16 protein-coding genes are annotated in these 18391 nt (G+C 61.6%); 8 read left to right on the top strand and 8 right to left on the bottom strand.

Annotation, left to right across the window (positions count from 1 at the left end; translation table 11 throughout):
* Positions 1-88: 88 nt before the first annotated feature.
* The 3 genes from BLW50_RS12580 to BLW50_RS12570 form a co-directional block, all read right to left on the bottom strand.
* Positions 89-1639: a S10 family peptidase gene (locus BLW50_RS12580; protein ID WP_139267587.1), complete on the bottom strand. Its 1551-nt coding sequence runs from the start codon at positions 1637-1639 to the stop codon at positions 89-91.
* A gap of 103 nt (positions 1640-1742) precedes the next feature.
* Positions 1743-2357, bottom strand: coding sequence for a ClpX C4-type zinc finger protein (locus tag BLW50_RS12575; RefSeq protein ID WP_170850129.1), 615 nt, complete (start codon positions 2355-2357; stop codon positions 1743-1745).
* Between the two features lie 28 nt (positions 2358-2385).
* Entirely contained in the window at positions 2386-3129 is a 744-nt protein-coding gene (locus tag BLW50_RS12570) for a hypothetical protein (protein ID WP_139267586.1), read from the bottom strand.
* A gap of 235 nt (positions 3130-3364) precedes the next feature.
* Between BLW50_RS12570 and BLW50_RS12565 the strand changes: the two genes are divergently transcribed.
* The gene (locus tag BLW50_RS12565; RefSeq protein WP_090702603.1) at positions 3365-3853 is read left to right on the top strand and encodes a hypothetical protein; all 489 of its coding nucleotides are present in this window, start codon (positions 3365-3367) and stop codon (positions 3851-3853) included.
* Between the two features lie 16 nt (positions 3854-3869).
* On the opposite strand, the gene BLW50_RS12560 is transcribed toward BLW50_RS12565, so the two are convergent.
* From BLW50_RS12560 to BLW50_RS12550, 3 genes are all read right to left on the bottom strand, one after another.
* Positions 3870-4994 (bottom strand): leucine-rich repeat domain-containing protein, encoded by a 1125-nt coding sequence (locus tag BLW50_RS12560; RefSeq protein WP_090702599.1) that lies wholly within the window; start codon positions 4992-4994, stop codon positions 3870-3872.
* The gene (locus tag BLW50_RS12555) at positions 4994-5566 is read right to left on the bottom strand and encodes a GrpB family protein (RefSeq protein ID WP_244544228.1); all 573 of its coding nucleotides are present in this window, start codon (positions 5564-5566) and stop codon (positions 4994-4996) included. The genes BLW50_RS12560 and BLW50_RS12555 overlap by 1 nt, the downstream gene beginning before the upstream one ends.
* 101 nt (positions 5567-5667) lie before the next feature.
* A complete protein-coding gene (locus BLW50_RS12550) occupies positions 5668-6426 on the bottom strand; it encodes an ArsR family transcriptional regulator (protein ID WP_090702596.1) in 759 nt (252 codons plus the stop codon).
* Between the two features lie 344 nt (positions 6427-6770).
* On the opposite strand from BLW50_RS12550, the gene metG reads away from it, so the two are divergent.
* Both metG and BLW50_RS12540 read left to right on the top strand, forming a co-directional pair.
* Positions 6771-8492 carry a methionine--tRNA ligase gene (gene metG / locus BLW50_RS12545; protein WP_090702593.1) on the top strand — a complete coding sequence of 574 codons (1722 nt, stop codon included), beginning with the start codon at positions 6771-6773 and terminating at the stop codon, positions 8490-8492.
* 55 nt (positions 8493-8547) lie between these two features.
* Positions 8548-10008, top strand: a complete 1461-nt coding sequence (locus tag BLW50_RS12540) for an MFS transporter (RefSeq protein WP_244544227.1) — start codon at positions 8548-8550, stop codon at positions 10006-10008.
* 114 nt (positions 10009-10122) lie between these two features.
* Here the strand turns inward: BLW50_RS12540 and BLW50_RS12535 are convergent, their stop codons facing one another.
* Positions 10123-10857 (bottom strand): GntR family transcriptional regulator, encoded by a 735-nt coding sequence (locus BLW50_RS12535; RefSeq protein ID WP_244544226.1) that lies wholly within the window; start codon positions 10855-10857, stop codon positions 10123-10125.
* A 156-nt stretch (positions 10858-11013) separates the two neighbouring features.
* Between BLW50_RS12535 and BLW50_RS12530 the strand changes: the two genes are divergently transcribed.
* The 5 genes from BLW50_RS12530 (at position 11014) to BLW50_RS12510 (ending at position 16665) form a co-directional block, all read left to right on the top strand.
* Positions 11014-12150, top strand: coding sequence for a cupin domain-containing protein (locus BLW50_RS12530; RefSeq protein ID WP_090702590.1), 1137 nt, complete (start codon positions 11014-11016; stop codon positions 12148-12150).
* An 82-nt stretch (positions 12151-12232) separates the two neighbouring features.
* Entirely contained in the window at positions 12233-13144 is a 912-nt protein-coding gene (locus BLW50_RS12525) for a fumarylacetoacetate hydrolase family protein (RefSeq protein WP_090702584.1), read from the top strand.
* A 71-nt stretch (positions 13145-13215) separates the two neighbouring features.
* On the top strand, positions 13216-14163 hold the full coding sequence (locus BLW50_RS12520; protein WP_090702581.1) for a carbon-nitrogen hydrolase family protein: 948 nt from the start codon (positions 13216-13218) through the stop codon (positions 14161-14163).
* Positions 14164-14167: 4 nt separating this feature from the next.
* Positions 14168-14851 (top strand): flavin reductase family protein, encoded by a 684-nt coding sequence (locus BLW50_RS12515; protein ID WP_090702578.1) that lies wholly within the window; start codon positions 14168-14170, stop codon positions 14849-14851.
* A gap of 398 nt (positions 14852-15249) precedes the next feature.
* On the top strand, positions 15250-16665 hold the full coding sequence (locus BLW50_RS12510) for an MFS transporter (protein ID WP_090702576.1): 1416 nt from the start codon (positions 15250-15252) through the stop codon (positions 16663-16665).
* Between the two features lie 44 nt (positions 16666-16709).
* Here the strand turns inward: BLW50_RS12510 and BLW50_RS12505 are convergent, their stop codons facing one another.
* Positions 16710-18263, bottom strand: a complete 1554-nt coding sequence (locus BLW50_RS12505; protein ID WP_090702571.1) for a sensor histidine kinase — start codon at positions 18261-18263, stop codon at positions 16710-16712.
* Between the last annotated feature and the right edge of the window lie 128 nt (positions 18264-18391).

Raw genomic sequence — 18391 nt, 5'->3', positions numbered from 1 at the left:
GCAAGATCAGAATGGCAATAAGATAGGTACGATCGCGGCCGAACGGGAGTTGAACCGATACAAAATACCGTTGGACGTGCAGTGAAGCTTATGGCGCCGCCATCATGGCGCGTGCGGCATCGCGGAAGCGCTTCCGCGAGTCGTCGCGCGCATAGAACATGTGTCCGCCGGGATAGACTTCGAAACGGAGCCGCTCGGGCGGCCCGATTTGCGCCATCTGGTCGAGCACCATCTGTGTTTCGAAATAAGGCGTGACGAGATCGGTCAATCCGTGCGCGATCAACACGCGCAGACGCGGGTCGAGCGCCAAGGATTGCGAGAGCGCAGTCACCGCTTCCTGCTGCCTGTTCCCCCAGTTCCACGACCGCGAGGCTTGATCGTTGATGAAGAAATAGCGGCCGTTCTCGACGGTCCATCCCAGCCGGTTGCGGAACATCTCGACCATGGCCTGGGTGATGGGCGCGTGCAGGCCAAGGCGCATCTGATCGTCGGCTTCCGGACGCAGCGAGCCGGGGAACGGATCGAGCCCCAGCACCGCGCCGTCATAGATGGAGGCGACCTTGCCGTTGGCGCGCCCGGTCTCGGCCGCGAAGGTCGAGGTATTGATGCGGCCGTTGCGTCGGGCGACGAGATCGGGATCGAGGCCGGTGAAGTCCGCAACACTGCGCGTCAGTCGCGCCACGGCCTCGGTGTCTTTCAGCCCGCGCATCAGATCGGTAACGAAAGGTCCGCGTGCATAATCCTCCACCGCCTTTAGGCTCGCCCGTTCGATCGTGCCCTTGCGCTCCAAGACCGTCGCCGCCATCGAGGGGAGGGCAGCCGCATAGCTGAGGGGATTTTCGCGCGCGTTGAAACGGCGGAAATCGAGCACCGGCGAAATCAGCACGAGCCCGTTGACGCTGACGCCTTGGTCGGTGGTGAGCTGATGGGCGATCCTGGGCGCACGGAAACCGCCATAGCTTTCACCGGCGAGATATTTGGGCGAGAAGCTGCGACCGTTGGCTTCGGTCCAGCGTCGGATCGTGGTGGCGAGGGACGAAATATCGCCATCGACACCCCACAAACGTCGGCGCACATCCTCGCCGCCGAGTATGCGGCTATAGCCAGTGCCGGCTGGATCGATGAAGACCAGATCGGTGAATTCAAGCCAGCTCTCGGCATTGTCGAGCGGCGCTGCATCGGCAGTCGGGAAAGCCGCATCCGCGTCCATACGCAGTCGCCATGGCCCGAGCGCGCCGAGATTGAGCCAGCCGGAGGCATAGCCGGGGCCACCGTTGAAGGCGAAGGTCACAGGCCGTGTCCGCTTGTCGGCGCCAGCCAGTTGGAAGGCGATATAGCTGATGTCGGCAATCGGTCGCCCGCTTTCGAGATCGGTGAGACGGATCGCGCCGGCCGTGGCGGTGAATTCAACCGTCTTGCCGTTGATCTCGACCTTGTGGGTTGTGGTGCGGTCAGCCGGGAGGGGGCGCGCCTCGGCGCGCGGTTCGTTCGAGGGTTGCTGCGCCTGTTCAGCCGACCGTGCGCCGCGATTGCCGGCCGGCTGTGCCGCAACTGTTGTCGCAGCGGAAATGCCGGTGAGAGCGGCCGCCATGAACAGGGCCGGGAGGGTGAGACAAGCGCGCAAGGTCGTTTTTCTCAAAACCAATTCTCCCCGTGGGTTCAGAGTGTCATCGCATCACAGCTGGCGATCCTGCGCAAACTGTATGGACGGAGTGTGGCGGTCAAAATTGCGTGTGTAGCGGTTAAACCGGGGCGTTCTGGTCTTTTGTCGCAGCCTGCGCCACCGCATCGGCGAAAGTCCGGGCCGCTTGCATCGCCGTTTCGCCGATGGCGATCAACGGCGGTACCTCACCATTGGCCGGCGCTTGGCGCGCGGCGAGGCTTATGTCGCGCAGCCGCTGCCAGTGGGCGGCGGCCAGTGCCTGCATATCTTCGGCCGTTTGGCCCGACGTGGTTTCGATTTCGACTGTCAGTAGATCGAAACGATCCTGGCCATGCAGATAGCTCCAGCCCACCAAGCGACTATCCGGCAAAGCGGCAATGAGCGCTCGCAGCAGCGCTTCCAGGGCAACACGCTCGACAGTGTCGAGTATCGGCTCGCTGTGGCTCAGCGATATGCTGATGGTCCGCCCATGGGGGCCATCAGCCTGGCGGCGAAAGCCTGGCGGGCCGGCGTGCTCAAGCAAAACCTGATTGCAGATGAAGACACAGCGGTTGCAGATAGCGGTTGCGCCAGGCCCGGCGATAACCTGCTCGACCTGAAATCGGCTCTGTCCACAGAACGAGCACACGGCGGCATCATCGCCTCTGCCTGTAAGGAGCGACCAGGCGCCGCTCAATCGTGTTCGCAGATTCATCATCTCTCCGCGGTGGGCGCTCGAAATGCTAGGGCTTCTTCTTGTAGAGCCCGGTGAACATCACGCCATGGCCGCCACAATTGTCATTGTCATCGACGATCAGGAAATCGCCCATCAGGCGTAGCCGCGCCTTGCAGCTGAAGCTCGCGGCGCTGGTATCGGGCGGGCTCGTGGGAGATGTGGTGCCGTCATAGTGATCGTCCGCATAGCCGGCGCTCTTGCCGTCGTCCTTGATGGAGAGGAAGGCAGGGCCATTCAAACTGCCGCTGTTGAAGGAGGGCGGACCGCGATTGATTTCGCCGGAGATGACAACATAGTTGTCGGTTGCAGGCTTGATCTCGATCAGACCCGTATTGCCATTGCTCCAGGCGCCCAAGCCGGCGCGGCTGCTGAGCTTCTCGCCGGATGTGGACGCGACATTGAGAGCGCTGGCGTCGACAAAGCCGCTGCTGAGTTTGCCTGCCTTGGAGAAGTAATGAACGCAGGCGAGCTTCTTGGCATTGACCGAGGACACCAGGAGCCTGTCACCGCCCACAACAAACGACGGCAGCTGACAGCTCGCCTCAAGCGACGGGCAGCCCGCCTTGTTCGGTTCGCTATTGATGAAATGCAGGCGCTTCACCTCGTCTTTCACCGTTCGCAGGGCGAGCGAGGACGTAGCCTGGCGCGCCGCGTCGAAGGGCGAGCAATAGTCTGCATCTTGCGCCTGCGCGGCAGAGCTGACAGCGAGGATGCCAAGCGAAGCCGCGAAAATTTTGCGATAGGGTGTCATGTCGTTCTCGATCCGCGCATCTTGAAACAAATTTCACAATGAATCCTGGCGCGACGTCAATCAAGGCTTTCGGCGCGTGCCGCGTACATAGCGTTTCACAGCTCGACGGAATCGTCGAGCGCCATGAAGACGCGTCCAAATAAGAGGATCTAAGCAAAATCACGTTTCTACCGAAACGTGATTTGCTTTAGAATACAGTTTAATCTGTGACGGTTCCATTTCCCGAGAGCGACCGATGAAAAAATCCGTACTGGCGGCCTGTCTTTCCCTTTGTACCACGGCGGCTCTTGCCTGCGACGACGCGCGGCTTGAACGGCTGCTGCGCCAGCCTTTGCCGAACCGAGCCAATGCGCAGTTCGAAGCCTCGCGGATGCAGTCGTCAGAGGGCGCCATCTGGAAAATCTATGTCGCCCGGGGCAAGCGTGTGCTGCGTCAGGTCGTCCGTCGCGATGGTGCCGAGGGCGGCTGGGCTGAGACGCGTCTGCTCATCGTCACGCCGTCTCATTATGCCATCACTCGCACCCAAGCGACCTTTTCCGCGCCCTATGCCATCCCGGGTTCGCGCGTCATTCGCGAGGTCAAGGACATATATGTCTATTGCGACGGCAAGCTCGCACTACCGAAAGACGTCGATATATCCGGCTATGTCGCCGCTGCCGCCCAAGCCAAGAGCATCTTCACGGCTCCGGAAGTTGCATCTTATGTGTCGGTCTTGAAACGCTGAGCCGCGCTACAAAAACTCAACGCGGTCCGATGTGGGTCGGGCCGGCAAGAAATTCCTGGATCTGCTTCTGCCCATCCACTGTCAGCCAGTTGAGATTGAGGGCATTGATATCAATGGGCGCGCTGGCGCCGAACCTCTCCTTCGGCAATGGCTCGCCGATCGAAAGCCGTCGCAAGGAGGTGAGGGTGAGGAGCGGCGTGAAATCATGCACCGGCGTGCCCTGGATATCCAGCGACCAGAGCTGCGCCAGTTGCTTCAACGGGGCGATGCTCTGAATGTCGGTGCGCGCCAGGACGAGGTTCTTCAAGTGCGTCAGTCCGGCCAAGGGTGTCACATCGTCGACCGGCGTGAAGGCCAGCGATAGCACCATCAGGCTCGTGGCATTTTTGAGCGGCGCGAGATCATAGACGCTGGTTCCATCGGCACGCAGGTCTTCCAGGCTCTGCGCCGCCGTCAGCGGCACCAGGGTCGTCACTTGCGTATAGCTGAGATCGAGCCGCGTGAGCTTGGTCAGCTTCGCCAGCGGCGTCAGGTCGGCAATCGGCGCCCCTTGCAGCAGCAAGACCGACAGCGCGCTCGCTTCGGCAATCGGCGACAGGTCGGAAACCTTGCTGTGCGACAGATCGAGCGTCGTCAGCTTCTTCGTTTCCGCCAGAGCGGCGATGTTTTTCAACGGCAGATCGGCAAGCCAGAGGGCTTCGAGATTGGCCAACGGACGCAATCCGTCGGCATCGCCAAGCCGGGTCTGGCGCAGGTCGAGCGTGCTCAAGCGCGGCAGGCTGGCGAGGGGGCTGAGATCATAGACGCGGCTGCGCGCCGCAAACAGCGCGCGCAAGTTTGGCAGTTTCCGCAGCGGCGCCAGGTCCTCGACGGACGTATCGGAAATGTCGATCTCCTCCAGTGTCTGCAGCGACGCGAGCGGCGACAGATCGGTGATGCCGGTGCCGTTGATCAGCAGCTTCTTCACCGCGGTCAATTTCGCCAGGGCCGAAATGTCGGTGAGCACGGTCAGTTCGGAGAGATCGACAGTCTGCGCGTCGATCTGCACCGGCTGTCCGCCGACCCGGATTGTCTGCGCCTGGCCCGGAGTGAGGACGAACAGGCCCGCCAGCAGGGTGATGAGAAGGGCGGCCATCCGCATCAACGCAGTTCCTTCGCTCTAGTCACGGCCCAGGTCAGCGCTTGCGCCTCGATCCGCTTGATCCAGGCATCCTTGCAATCGCTATAGTCATGCATATCGCCAGCATGCAGGTCGCGGCAACGGGCCTTCTCCTGATCATAGGCCCGCGCGATGTCGGGATGGGCGATCAGATAGTCGCGGAAAGCCAGGTTGCGGGTGATTTCGGAGGAACCTTCCGCATAGCAATGCAGATGCACGAGGCGACGGCCCGTCACCGGATCGCTCTTGAAACAATAGCGCCGGCCCGGCAGGCCATATTCCCCCCACCATGTATAACCCAGCGCTTCCACCGCATCGCGGCAGCGATCGAGCTCCAACAGATCGGTGACAACCGGGATCAGGTCGATGATCGGCTTGGCATGAATGCCGGCAATGGCGGTCGAGCCGATGTGGTGAACCGCGACGAGCACGGGGCCGAGCGCTTCCGCCAGCACGGCGCTTTCCCGGGCCGCGTCCCGCGCCCAGGCTGGATCGTGCGCCAACAGTTCGACTTTGACGGGAGACGACACCGAAACGACCCTCTTGAACGACATCTGCTATGGCGTCGCCCGCCACCAAGGGGCGTCACCATGGGGTGACTTATAAATTATAGCTTGATTTTCGGTCAATCGCAAAAATCAAGGCAATCTAGATTTCAAGATTGCGCTGAATTTATGGCTGCAACGCCTTGTTGCGGTGGATATTGCGGCAATCGGGCGAGCGTCTCGGCGTCGATATCGAGCCGTTGCTTCAGTTCCAACCGGCCCTTGGGTGTGAGCTGCAGGCGACGCGTATCCTTGGCGCGGCGCAGCCAGCCGCGCGCGATCAGCGTGTCGAGCAGCTGCCGGCCGAGCGGGCCGGCGAGATGATAGGTCCGCTCGGTCCAGTCGAGGCAGGGGCGGGCGATGCCGCGCCGCGTCGGCTTCAGCGCCTGCGTGTCGATGCCGACCGCCTCGAACCAGGCGGCGCCCTCGGGCGTCAAGCGAAACTGTTGATCGTCGGCCATCGCGATGAAACGGTGTGTTTGCAGCGCTTGCGTCACCGCGACGCCGATCTGGCCGGCGAGATGATCGTAACAGGAGCGGCAGAAGCGCAGCTCGCGCGCTTCGGTGCTGAGCGCTGGTCGTTTCACCGGCTGATGTGTCGCAAGCGTCGCCAGATGTTCCAGCGCCTGCGCCACCCGTGGCCCAGTGAGACGATAATAGCGATGGCGCCCCTGCGCCTCGCAGGTGACGAGCCCACCAGCCAGCAATTGCGCCAGATGCGAACTCGCCGTCTGCGGCGTCACGCCCGAAACCTCGGCCAATTGCCCGGCCGGATAAGCGCGCCCGTCGAGCAGGAACGTCAACATGCGCGCCCGCGCCGGATCGGCGATGAGCGCCGCGGCGGTGGAGAAGCCGGAGGCGAATGTCATGGTTCCTCTCCCGATTGCTGCTGCGAGAATGACAATCATAGCCGGTATCCGGTCATCATGCTTCGGTTGCCGTCGAAACATGTCAGCAGGGTGGATCGCCCCTGAAGTGGCTTGAACCACTTGATAAAAGGAGTTCGCAGACACATAATGGGTGCGTACTCAGGTGATCATAGTGAACATCATCACATATTTTCGCGCCATAACACGAATGCGCATCCCAACCTCCGAAGAGGGACTGGGTTGACGTAGCGCGTCTTGAGACTGCGTGCGGTGATCGGATCAGGCCCTCGTTCGGGGCCTTTTTTATTGCCGATTTTCCAGCCCCGCAGCCCAGGACCACCACGATGACCAATAACAGTAAGGTACTGATCACCAGCGCGCTTCCCTATATCAACGGCATCAAGCATCTCGGCAATTTGGCGGGATCGCTCTTGCCCGCCGATATTCACGCCCGCTACCGGCGTCAGATCGGCGACGAGGTGTTGTTCATCTGCGCCACCGATGAGCATGGTACGCCAGCGGAACTCGCGGCCGCTGAAGCGGGCCTCCCCGTTGCCGAATATTGCGCCGAACAGCATCGCATTCAGGCCGATATCTACCGGCGATTCTGCCTTTCGTTCGATCATTTCGGACGCTCGTCGTCGCCACAAAACCGTGCACTGACTCAGCATTTTTTCAAACGCCTGGACGAGCGTGGTTTCATTGAGGAGCGCACGCTCAGGCAAGTCTATTCGCATGATGATGCCCGCTTCCTTCCGGACCGCTACATCCTGGGCACCTGTCCACAATGTGGTTTCGATCGTGCGCGGGGCGATCAATGCGAGGAATGCTCCCGATTGTTGGAGCCGACGGACCTGATTCAGCCACGGTCTGCGATCTCCGGGAGCACGAACCTCGAGGTGCGTCCAACCAAACATTTCTTCTTGCGCCAGCGGGCGTTGGTTGGCGCCTTGGAGACGTGGCTGGCTTCGCGGCAGGGTTGGCCGCACTTAGTAACGTCGATTGCGCGCAAATGGCTCGATGAAGGCATACAAGATCGCTGCATAACACGCGATCTCGCCTGGGGCGTTCCCATCCCGAAAGACGGCTTCGAAGGGAAGGTGTTTTACGTCTGGTTCGACGCTCCGATCGAATATATAGCGGCCACCCAGGAATGGGCCGATGTCGATCCGCAGAAGCGCGATTGGAAAGCCTGGTGGTGGCAGGCGGACGATGTCGAATACCTGCAATTCCTAGGCAAGGACAATGTGCCGTTTCACGCGGTTTCTTTTCCTTGCACCGTATTGGGCGCTGGCGAGCCGTGGAAGACTGTTGACGTCATAAAAGGGGTTTCATGGCTCACTTACGAAGGCCAGAAATTCTCAACCAGCCAGCGCCGTGGCGTGTTTCTCGATCAAGCGCTAGACTTGCTGCCGGCAGACTACTGGCGTTGGTGGTTGGCGGCGAATGCGCCAGAGAGCCGCGATTCCGCCTTCTCCTTCGAGCGGTTCGCCGCAGGCGTGAACAACGATCTCGCTGATACTTTCGGCAATCTCGTCAATCGGGTGTTGAAATTCGTTGCCACGAAATACGATGGCATCGTGCCAACGGCAGGCGAAACGGGCGATCTCGAACAAAGCCTCGTTCTCGAACTGATCCAACGTCTTGCAACTTTGAAGGCGCACCAAGATGAACGTGCTCTCCGCAAGGCCGCGGATGAAGTGCGCGCGATTTGGAGCGCGATCAATACTTATCTTGTCGCTGCCGCGCCATGGTCGAAGGTTGCTCGGGAGCCTGATCGTGCTGCCATCATCATTCGGACCAGCGTCAACCTGGTAGCGCTGGCGGCGACAATCGCGTGGCCATTTATTCCGACGGCTTCCGAGCACGTGCTGGAGGCCTTGGGGCATTTCGGACAGCCCTCATGGCCTTCATCGGTTGCCGAGGCGTTGACCTTGATTCAAGGCGGTAAAAGGGTCGGTGTACCGCCAATCCTGTTTGAAAAGCTCTCAGCGGAATGGGTCGAGACGAACCGAGCAAAATTCGCCGATGCAAAGGGGGAACATGATGCTGTCTGGTCTCGTTGAATAAGATCATCATGCTTCGGTTGTCGTCGAAACATGTCAGCAGGGTGGGGGTCTAATGTTCGAACTCCGATTGGAGATCGAAACCATGCCCGACGATCCGATTTACCGCGCTGGCAGTTTGCCGCCGCTTGAACTCCCGTTCAATCCGCGTCCGCCACGCGAGACGATGGCGTTGATTACGCTCTGTCTTGCCGTTCTTGTCGCCCAAGTAGATACCGCTGTCGCCAATCTCGCCGTGGTGTCTATTGGCGATTACTTCCAGGCGCGCGCCGGCGCGCTGCAATGGGTGATCGATAGCTACAATCTGGTCTATGCGGTGCTTCTGCTCACCGGCGGGCTTCTGGCCGATCTGGCCGGACGTCGCCGCATGTTCGTGATCGGGACGGCCATTTTCACATCGGCTTCGCTTGGCTGCGCCTTCGCGCCGAATATTGGCGTGCTCATCACCGGTCGCGCCATCGCAGGGCTGGGGGCAGGGCTGATGATCCCCGCTTCGCTCGCCATCATCCGTGTTACCTGGACGGATCCGGCGCGACGTGGTCGCGCGCTTGGCATCTGGGCGGCTTGCAATGGCCTTGCCATGGCCGTTGGCGCCACGGCCGGCGGTGTGTTGATCCACCATTTCGGCTGGCGAAGTATTTTTCTCGTCGTCGTACCGCTCGGCCTCCTGGCCATGGGCCTGGCACGGCTGTCGATCCGCGAGACATCAGATCCCCAGGACCGCGATTTCGACATCACGGCGCAAATGCTGGGCGCGCTTGCCATCGCCGGCCTGGCCTTCGCCGCTATCGAATTTCATGACGCGCCTCTGATGGGCGGTGCAGCCATCGTCATTGCGCTGCTCGCGTTCATCTTCTTCATCCGCATCGAGCAGAGGCGCGGCGCGTCGGCGCTGGTGCCGCTCGATATCTTCCGCTCCAGAGTTTTTTCAAGCGCGCTCGCCGCCACGGCGGCGATGACTTTCGGCATGTATGGCGCTTTGTTCCTGGTGCCGATGACCTGGCAGGCGACCGGTGGCTTCGATGCGACAGGCGCTGGCCTGGCCTTGCTGCCGATGGCGCTTGTCTTCGTCGCCATCTCGCCTTTCTCCGGCGCGCTGGCGGTGCGGTTCGGCCATCGGTTGCTGGCGACCGGTGGTGTCGCGATTATTGCCTTGGGGTTGGCGACCATTGCGCTGTCGGCCACGGCATCTTCGGTGCTGTGGGGAGAGATTGGCCTGGCGCTCACCGGGCTTGGCATGGGGTTCGCCACCGGCACACTCACGGCCGCGGCGGTTGGTGCTGTCGCGGCGGCGCGCTCGGGCACGGCTAGCGCGCTGCTCAATGTCGCGCGCATGATCGGCGCCACCATGGGCGTCGCGCTGCTCGGCGCGATCTATGCGGTGGCGGGGGCGGGCGCGCAGGGCTTGCGCGTGGCCATGATCGTCGGAGCGTTGACGCAGATCACCGCCGTGGTGCTTGCCTGGCGCGCCTGGGCAAGCGCCGGGCGGTACGAGCCGGCGAAAAGCTATGGTTAACGAGCTCTGCTGCCGCAGCTTGGCGTCAGGCACCCAAAACGGGAATAGTAAACCAAAGCCGGTACGGAACCGGCACGAATCGCTGTTGCGGCTTCTATGCCTGTTTGTTCCGCCTCACTCGGCCGCGAGGCTTTCCTCGACCAAAGTGGCGGTGCGCCGATAATGCGCGGCGAGCAGTTCGGTGGCGCGCGCTTCCTCGCGCGCCAAAGTCGCATCCATGATTTCGCGATGTTCCAGCGCCACGTCGCGCGGCGCGCCCCTGGGCGTGCGGCCGGTCAGGGTCGGCTGGCGATAGCGTTCGGTCTCGGCATAGAGCTTGTCGGCAAGGTCGATGAGACGCGGCGAGCCGCAGACATCGATGAGCGCGCGATGAAATTCGTAATGGCTGGTCTCGATTTCCTGCGCCTCTTCGGCGGTGGGAGGTGTCGAACGTGCGGCGAACCGCTTGGTCTTGAGGCTGAGGGCATGGAACGCGGCGACGATCCGGGCTTCCCAGGCGTCATCGCCGGCGGCGATGGCACGACGCAGCGCCTGGCATTCGATCAAGACGCGCGTCTCCACCGCATCCCACATCTGCGCGGGTGAGAGCGGCGCGACCGAGAAGCCGCGCAGCGGCGCCGATTGCACGAGCCGCTCGCTTTGCAGCCGGTTCAGCGCCTCGCGCAGCGGCGAGAAGGAGAGGCCATAGCGGGTGCGCAGCACTTCCAGCCGCAGTGGCTGGCCAGGCGCGAACACGCCACCGATAATGTCGCGGCGCAGATCGCGATAAGCCGTGTCCACCAGGGTCAGGATTTCTGTGCCCGTCCGGTCATTCTCTAAAGCCGCAGCGGCAATGCGTCTGGGGGGCACGTTTTCCTCCAAGTTTTTCCGCCAAATCTGGTGCTAGAATAGGCGATTGGTGGAGAAAATCACCCAAAATCGTCATCATTCACGAAAAAGATTGATTCTTTCGAAAATCCTCCCTAGCGTCATGGGGAGAACAGGGACCGGAGCGAGGATCGGGTCATGAGCCAAACCCAAAAAGATCAAGGACGGCACGACCAATATCGCGAGGAAGTCGCCGGGCGCGCCAACGTCGAGGACACGCCGGAACTCGTCGCCTATTACAAGGATCTCGACCGGCTGCAGACCGGCGCGCTCTGGACCGTCGCCAACAAGATCGAGCCGTGGGAGCCAAAGTCCGCTTCCGTGCCGGTGCTGTGGCGCTATCGCGATCTGCGCGAACATGTGCTGCGCTCGGTCGAGCTGGTCTCGCCGGAAAAAGCCGGCCGGCGCGTCATCTATCTCAACAATCCTGGCCGCACGGAAGATGCCGCTGCTGTGGGCTGGCTCTATTCCGGCCTGCAAGTGATGCATCCTGGCGAAGTCGCCTCGGCGCATGCGCATTCGGCCTCGGCTTTGCGTTTCATCATGGAAGGCGCGGGCGCCTATACCATCGTCGACGGCCACAAGATGACGCTGGGCGCCAATGATTTCGTGCTCACGCCCAACGGCACCTGGCATGAACATGGTGTTGAAGCGAGTGGCTCACCTTGCATCTGGCAGGATGGTCTCGACATTCCTCTCGTCAATGCGCTCGAAGCCAATTTCTATGTCGTCCATCCCGATCTGCATCAGGCTGTGGGCTATGCGGTCGACGACATGAGCAAGACTTGGGGCAATCCAGGTCTGCGTCCGTCGACGGGTGATTGGTCGAAGGGCTATTCGCCCCTGCTCAAATATGAATGGGCGCCGACCTATGAGGCGCTGACGCGCTATGCGGCGACCACCGAAGGTTCGCCCTTCGATGGCGTGATGATGAACTACGTCAATCCGGTCACCGGCGGCCCGGTCATGCAGACCATCGGCGCCAGCATGCAGATGCTGCGCGCCGGCGAGCGCACAAAGGCGCATCGTCACACCGGTAGTTTCATCTATCAGGTGGCCAAGGGCAGCGGCTTCTCGATCATCGGTGGCCGCCGCTTCGACTGGCAGGAGCGCGATATTTTCTGCGTGCCGTCCTGGGCCTGGCACGAACATGCCAATGGCTCGGACAAGGAAGACGCCTGCCTCTTCGCTTTCCATGACCTGCCGGTCATGCAGGCGCTCGGCCTTTATCGCGAGGAAGCCTTCCTCGACAATCGCGGCTTTCAGCCAGCTTAAAGCATTTTCAAGCGAACTGGATTCCGGTTCGCGTGAAGAAAATGCGTCAAAACAAAAAGCTCTAACTAACGAGAGAACATCCATGCGTCTTGTGACTTACCGCGCCTCCATCGAGGCGCCCGCGCGATTGGGCTTTATCGATGGCGACTATGTCGTCGATGTCGCTGTTCTGGGCGAATCCCTCGGCCTCGATCTGCCCGACACCATGCTCGATCTGATCGATCTCGGGCCGCTCGCTGTCACGCAATTGCAGGACGTCGTCGATCAGACACGCCCGTCCTGGCCGCTCGGCGCAGCGCTGCCGCTGGTCAATGTCAAATTGCTCGCGCCGATTCCGCGCCCGCGCAAGAACATCTTCGGCATCGGCCTCAACTATGTGGAGCATGTCGCGGAATCGAGCCGCACCCTCGACACCTCGACCGATCTGCCGAAACAGCCGGTGATCTTCTCCAAGCCGCCGACCACGGTGATCGGGCCGGGCGATGCTATCGAACACAACAAGGAAATCACCCAGCAGCTCGATTGGGAAGTTGAACTGGCGGCGATCATCGGCCGCACGGCCAAGCGCGTCGAAAAGGACAAAGCGCTCGACTATGTCTTCGGCTACAGCGTCATGATCGACGTCAGCGCGAGAGATAATCGCCGCGCCGGTCAGTGGATCTATTCCAAGGGCATGGACACCTATGGTCCGTTCGGTCCGTGCATCGTCACCGCCGACGAGATCCCCGATCCGCAGGCGCTCGACCTGTGGCTCACCGTCAATGGCGTGATCAAGCAGAAGTCGAACACCAAGCACATGCTGTTCGACGTCAAGACGCTGATCTCCGACATTTCCGCCGGCATCACTCTCGAACCTGGCGACATTATTGCTACGGGCACGCCGGAAGGCGTTGGCGCTGGCCGCAATCCGCAGGAATGGCTGTGGCCTGGCGATGTCGTCGAAGCCTATGTGGAGAAGATCGGCCAGATCCGCCATCCGGTGGTCGCGGTCTAAAGCAAATCGCGTTTCGGTCGAAACGCGATTTTGCTCGCAAACGCTGTAGGGTAGGAGAAGCGGAGACAGCCATGACGACGTATAAAGCCGCGGTCGCCCAGGCCGCCTCCTTTCCCGAAGATCCGGTCGCCTCGGCCGAAAAAGCCGCGGCGTTGATCCGTGAAGCGGCCGGGAACGGTGCTCGCTTGATCGTTTTTCCCGAAGCCTTCATCGGTGGCTATCCGAAGGGCGCCTCGTTCGGCGCGCCCATCGGCATGCGCCGGCCGGAAGGGCGCGAAGCCTTCCGCGCCTATCACGCGGCGGCGATCGCGCTTGACGGTGAAGAGGTGGCGACGATCGCCGCCGCCACCGCCGAGACCAATATGTTCGCGGTGATCGGCTGTATCGAGCGCGACAAGGGCACGCTCTATTGCACGGTACTGTTCTTTGATGGCGCCAAGGGGCTCATCGGCAAGCACCGCAAGCTAATGCCGACAGCTGGCGAACGGCTGATCTGGGGTTTTGGCGATGGCTCGACCATGCCGGTGTTCGAAACCCCGCTCGGCACAGTTGGCGCGGTGATCTGCTGGGAAAACTATATGCCGATGCTGCGCATGCATATGTATTCGCAAGGCATCTCGATCTATTGCGCGCCGACGGCGGATGATCGTGAAACCTGGGTGCCGACCATGCGCCATATCGCGCTGGAAGGCCGCTGCTTCGTTCTTACCGCCTGCCAGCACATCACGCGCGGCGCTTACAGCAAGAGCCATGAATCGGCACTCGGCGATGCGCCTGAAACTGTGATGATGCGTGGCGGCAGCGCCATCATCGATCCGCTTGGCCGCATTCTCGCCGGACCGAATTTTGGGGGCGAGACGATCCTCTACGCTGATCTTGATCTTGATGATGTGCCACGCGGCAAGTTCGATTTCGATGTCAGCGGCCATTACGCGCGGCCGGATATTTTCCAGCTGACGGTGGACGACCGGCCGAAACATCCAGTCTCCAATCTCGCTTCTCTCGCCGAGCAACGGTAGCGCCATGTATTATGAGATGGACGGCACAGCCGCCGACATCCGCTATAAAATCCTCACCGCGACGGTGACGCCGCGGCCGATCGCTTGGGTGACGACGAAATCGCCGGCGGGCATCGTCAACGCCGCGCCCTATAGTTTCTTCAATGTCATGGGCCATGAGCCGCCAACGCTCGTGCTCGGTTTGCTGCGCGACCCCGTGAAGGGTTTTAAAGATACGGCGGAGAATATCCTGGCGACCGGCGAGTTCGTCGTGAACCTGGTGTCAAACGATCTGGCGCCGGCGATGAACATCACCTGCATGGACGCGCCGCGCGACATCAGCGAGCTTGAGTGCGCCGGCCTTGAAGCCGCGCCCAGCCGGCTCGTCGCGCCGCCGCGCATCAAGGCGTCGCCCGTTTCGCTCGAATGCCGCAGCCTGTCGGCTGTGGTGACGGGGCCGCAACAGACCATCGTCATCGGCCGCATCGTCGCGGCCCACATCGCCGACGAATTCGTCATCGACGGCGTGCGGGGCCATATCGACACACCGGCGCTCGGCCTCATCGGCCGCATGCACGGGGGTGGCTGGTATGCGCGCACGACAGACCTGTTCAGCATCGACCGGCCCACTTACGCCGGCTGGCTGCAAGAACAGGAACGTGCGCAGGAACGACTGCAGGACAAGGCTAAAGAGCAGAACACCAAATAGGATGGCGTGAGGACTGCCGGTGGGCGGCGTCCAGGAAGGCGCGGGGTACGATCGACCCGTTGCCTTGACCTCAACAGGGATTCTCCGCTACCGACCCTGAGCAAATTGCGTTTCGATCGAAACGCAATTTTGCCTTGGATTTTTATTTTGACGCGTCTTTGTGAGGTTTGGCGATCTCGCCAAACTGCAAAACGCTTTTACCGTGACGCGCGGCGATCGATCGCCCGTGCCACGCTTACCATCCGCAACAGCCAGGCGAAATGACGACCGCCTCGGTCGAGCGGATAAGCACACGCGCGATTTGCACTATGCGCCGTGAGCTTGCCACGCCGACGGGATAGACCTGCGTCAGGATCACTCCTGTCCTTACAGGTTCCTGCACATAAAGAGGAAACACGATGACCCAGGCAGCGACCCAAGGGCGCGATCCCACGGCTACAGGACGTAGCTATCTCGTCGAGGAATTGATCGACGGCCAGCGCATTCGCACCTTCAATCTCAAACTGCTGTTCTGGTCTTTCGCGGCCATGCTGATCGATGGCTACGATCTCACCGCCGCCGCGTTCAGCGCGCCTTCGCTCGTTCAGGCCTGGCATCTTAACAAGGCCGACATCGCGCCGGTGTTCAGCGCCAGCCTGGTTGGCATTCTCATTGGTGCGCCACTGCTCGGGTGGCTTGGCGATCGAGCCGGCCGCCGCACCGCCATCATCGTCGGCTGTCTGCTCTGCGGCATCTTCTCGCTGGGGAGCGCTTACGCCAGTTCGGTGACGGAACTGACATGGCTGCGCTTTCTCACCGGCATCGGTCTTGGTGGCATCATGCCGAACGCCATTTCACTCAACGCTGAAATGGCGCCCAAGCGCGTGCGCGCCACGATGGTGATCCTGATGTTTGCCGGCATCACTTGCGGTGGCGCCGTGCCCGGCGTGGTCGCCGCCTGGTTGGTGCCGCAATATGGCTGGCAAATTCTCTACCTCATCGGTGGCATCGCTTCCTTGCTCATTGCGTTGCTGCTGCTCGTCGCCATGCCGGAATCGGTGAAGTTCCTGGCGCTGCGTCCAGCCAAGTCGGCGCAGCTCGCCGCCTTGTTGGGCAAGATGCGGCCCGATCTGTCCTTCCGCCCCGATGATCGTTTCATGGTTCATGCGCCCGGCGAAGCGACGGGTGATGCGGCGAACACGTCGTTGAAGCGGCTCTTCACCAATGGTCTGGGGCCGATCACTCTGCTGCTCTGGCTGCTTTTCGCCCTCAATCTGATGACCAATTATCTACTTAGCAGCTGGATGCCGATCCTGTTCGAGAGCAATGGGATGACGGCGGGCAACGCGGCCGCTGCCAATGCGATGTACCAGATCGGTGGTTTGTTCGGTGGTATTCTCGTCAGCGTTCTGCTCAACCGTTTCGGCTTCTCGGTGCTGACCGTGCTGCTGCTGTTCGCCTGTCTCGCCATTGCCGCCATTGGCATTCCCAATCTCGGCACGGTGGCTCTCATCGCCATCGTCACGGCGGCGGGCTTCTGCAATCTTGGTGTGCAGTTCGGCCTGAATGCCGCGTCGGGTTTGATTTACCCGACAGCCGTGCGCGCCAAGGGGGTGGGCCTGGCTTTCGGCATCGGCCGTTTTGGCTCCATCCTCGGGCCGATCTTTGGGGCCGTGCTGATCAGCTCCGGCGTCAGCCTATCGTGGCTGTTCATCGCCTCGGCCATCCCGCTGGCTCTGGGCTTGGTCGCCGCAGTGATCATGACCGTGTTGTGCTCGCGTCGCTTCGGCCGCAACCAGATCGAAGGGGACGAGGCGAAGTTCGTCTCTGGTTAAGGGCGTTCTCGGCAAATTGCGTTTCGATAGAAACGCAATTTGCTCTAGGCAGCGGAGCGGCGCACGAAGCGACGCGGCGCGCGTTTTTCCTCTGCCATCACGTCCATTTGCGGCAGCGCGTCCATCACCCGCTCCGGCGGGAAGATGACGATGACTTCCGTGCCGACGCGGACTTCCGATTTCAGCACGAACGTGCCGCCGTGCAGCTCGATCAGGCCTTTGACGATGGGCAAGCCAAGGCCGGAGCCTTCGTCGGCGTTCTTGTGCGCCATCGAGCCGCGCCCGAAGGAAGACAGCACCACCGGAATCTCTTCTGGCGGAATGCCTGGGCCCGTGTCACGGATCGAGACGTATTGACCGCCAGCCGCCGTCCAGCCGACCTTGATCGTCACGGTGCCGCCCTGCGGCGTGAATTTGATCGCATTGGTCAAAAGGTTCAGGGCCACCTGACGCACGGCGCGTTCGTCCGCCCACAGGCGTGGCAGATTGGCCTCGACCGAATTGACGACGTTGATGCCGCGCTTCTGCGCCCGCATGCTGAGCAGATGCTGGCAATCCTCGACGATATGGGCGATCGAGATCGATTCCTCGCGCAGATCGACGCGCCCGGCCTCGACCCGCGACAGATCGAGAATCTCGTTGATGAGTTTGAGGAGATGTTCGCCGCTGGTGTGGATGTCGCTGGCATATTCGCGATAGGCCGGAACCGCGTGCTGGCCGAAGAGCTCGTTCTGCATCACCTCGGAAAAGCCGAGGATGGCGTTCAGCGGCGTGCGTAGTTCGTGGCTCATCGTGGCGAGGAAGCGGGACTTGGCGAGGTTTGCCTCCTCGGCGCGCCGGCGCGCTTCGTCCGAGTTCATCTTCTGCGCTTCCAGTTCGGCGATCAGCTCGTCCTTCTCCATGCGCAGCGACAGGGAATCGAGGGTCGAGGCATAGAGGCGCTTGGCGAGGACGGCGAAATAGATTGGTGTCGCAGCGGCCATGATCGTCAGGGGCAGGGCGGCCGCCGCCGTGGGGCGCCCCTGCGTGAAGGCAACGATGGCAAGCGTTACGGGCAGAAGGCTGCAATAGACCGCCATGGGGATGGGGGCCGAGAGCACCGCATTCATCGCGGCGACGGTGAGCAGCACGAACAGGACGAAGAGGCGCGCGCTTTCGTCGGAGACCGGCAGAAGGATGGCGACGAGGCTGGCCCAGGCAAAGCCTTGGACAATTTCAGCCAGGATGAATTTGCGATGCCAGGCGCGCAGCCGCCGCTCGGGCTCATCGTCCTTCAGGAACAGGGTGGCGAAGCCGTAAACAAGGGCATTGGCGCTGGCCATCAAGGTCAGCCAGATCAGCGCCCGTAACGGCGGCGCCCAGATGACCGTGCTGCAGGCGACGATCACCGACAGCGCCATGACGACGGGGGCCGCGGATTTGCGGGCTTCGGCGAATTGGCGGACCAGCTCAAGATCGAAGGCGCGGTGGCCGGTGCCAGACGACGTGATTCGTTCGCGGGTGGCACGGATTTTCGAGGCCATGTCGCGCCGCTGCTGGACCATTCTTGGATCGGGGCCGCGACCCCGCTCGATCATTTCGGCAGTGACCTCACGCATGGACACAACTGACCCGGACTCAAAACGCGAATTGATTGGAAAAGGCCCGCACCGCGGCTTGGCCATATTCCGTCAAAAAGCTTAACGATCGCCTGACACTTGGCAAAATAGCCTGATCTAGCACCCAG

It is taken from the genome of Beijerinckia sp. 28-YEA-48, from assembly GCF_900104955.1.
In the GTDB taxonomy this organism is placed as follows: domain Bacteria; phylum Pseudomonadota; class Alphaproteobacteria; order Rhizobiales; family Beijerinckiaceae; genus Terripilifer.
This window is presented reverse-complemented; position numbering and strand designations above follow the sequence as displayed.

Bases quoted from the DNA above. Each gene is read 5' to 3' on its own strand.
- BLW50_RS12570 (WP_139267586.1), bottom strand. From the start codon at position 3,129: ATGACACCCTATCGCAAAATTTTCGCGGCTTCGCTTGGCATCCTCGCT.
- BLW50_RS12510 (WP_090702576.1), top strand. From the start codon at position 15,250: ATGACCCAGGCAGCGACCCAAGGGCGCGATCCCACGGCTACAGGACGT.
- BLW50_RS12550 (WP_090702596.1), bottom strand. From the start codon at position 6,426: ATGACATTCGCCTCCGGCTTCTCCACCGCCGCGGCGCTCATCGCCGAT.
- BLW50_RS12540 (WP_244544227.1), top strand. From the start codon at position 8,548: ATGTTCGAACTCCGATTGGAGATCGAAACCATGCCCGACGATCCGATT.
- BLW50_RS12525 (WP_090702584.1), top strand. From the start codon at position 12,233: ATGCGTCTTGTGACTTACCGCGCCTCCATCGAGGCGCCCGCGCGATTG.
- BLW50_RS12520 (WP_090702581.1), top strand. From the start codon at position 13,216: ATGACGACGTATAAAGCCGCGGTCGCCCAGGCCGCCTCCTTTCCCGAA.
- BLW50_RS12505 (WP_090702571.1), bottom strand. From the start codon at position 18,263: ATGCGTGAGGTCACTGCCGAAATGATCGAGCGGGGTCGCGGCCCCGAT.
- BLW50_RS12565 (WP_090702603.1), top strand. From the start codon at position 3,365: ATGAAAAAATCCGTACTGGCGGCCTGTCTTTCCCTTTGTACCACGGCG.
- metG (WP_090702593.1), top strand. From the start codon at position 6,771: ATGACCAATAACAGTAAGGTACTGATCACCAGCGCGCTTCCCTATATC.
- BLW50_RS12560 (WP_090702599.1), bottom strand. From the start codon at position 4,994: ATGCGGATGGCCGCCCTTCTCATCACCCTGCTGGCGGGCCTGTTCGTC.
- BLW50_RS12575 (WP_170850129.1), bottom strand. From the start codon at position 2,357: ATGAATCTGCGAACACGATTGAGCGGCGCCTGGTCGCTCCTTACAGGC.
- BLW50_RS12515 (WP_090702578.1), top strand. From the start codon at position 14,168: ATGTATTATGAGATGGACGGCACAGCCGCCGACATCCGCTATAAAATC.
- BLW50_RS12555 (WP_244544228.1), bottom strand. From the start codon at position 5,566: ATGTCGTTCAAGAGGGTCGTTTCGGTGTCGTCTCCCGTCAAAGTCGAA.
- BLW50_RS12530 (WP_090702590.1), top strand. From the start codon at position 11,014: ATGAGCCAAACCCAAAAAGATCAAGGACGGCACGACCAATATCGCGAG.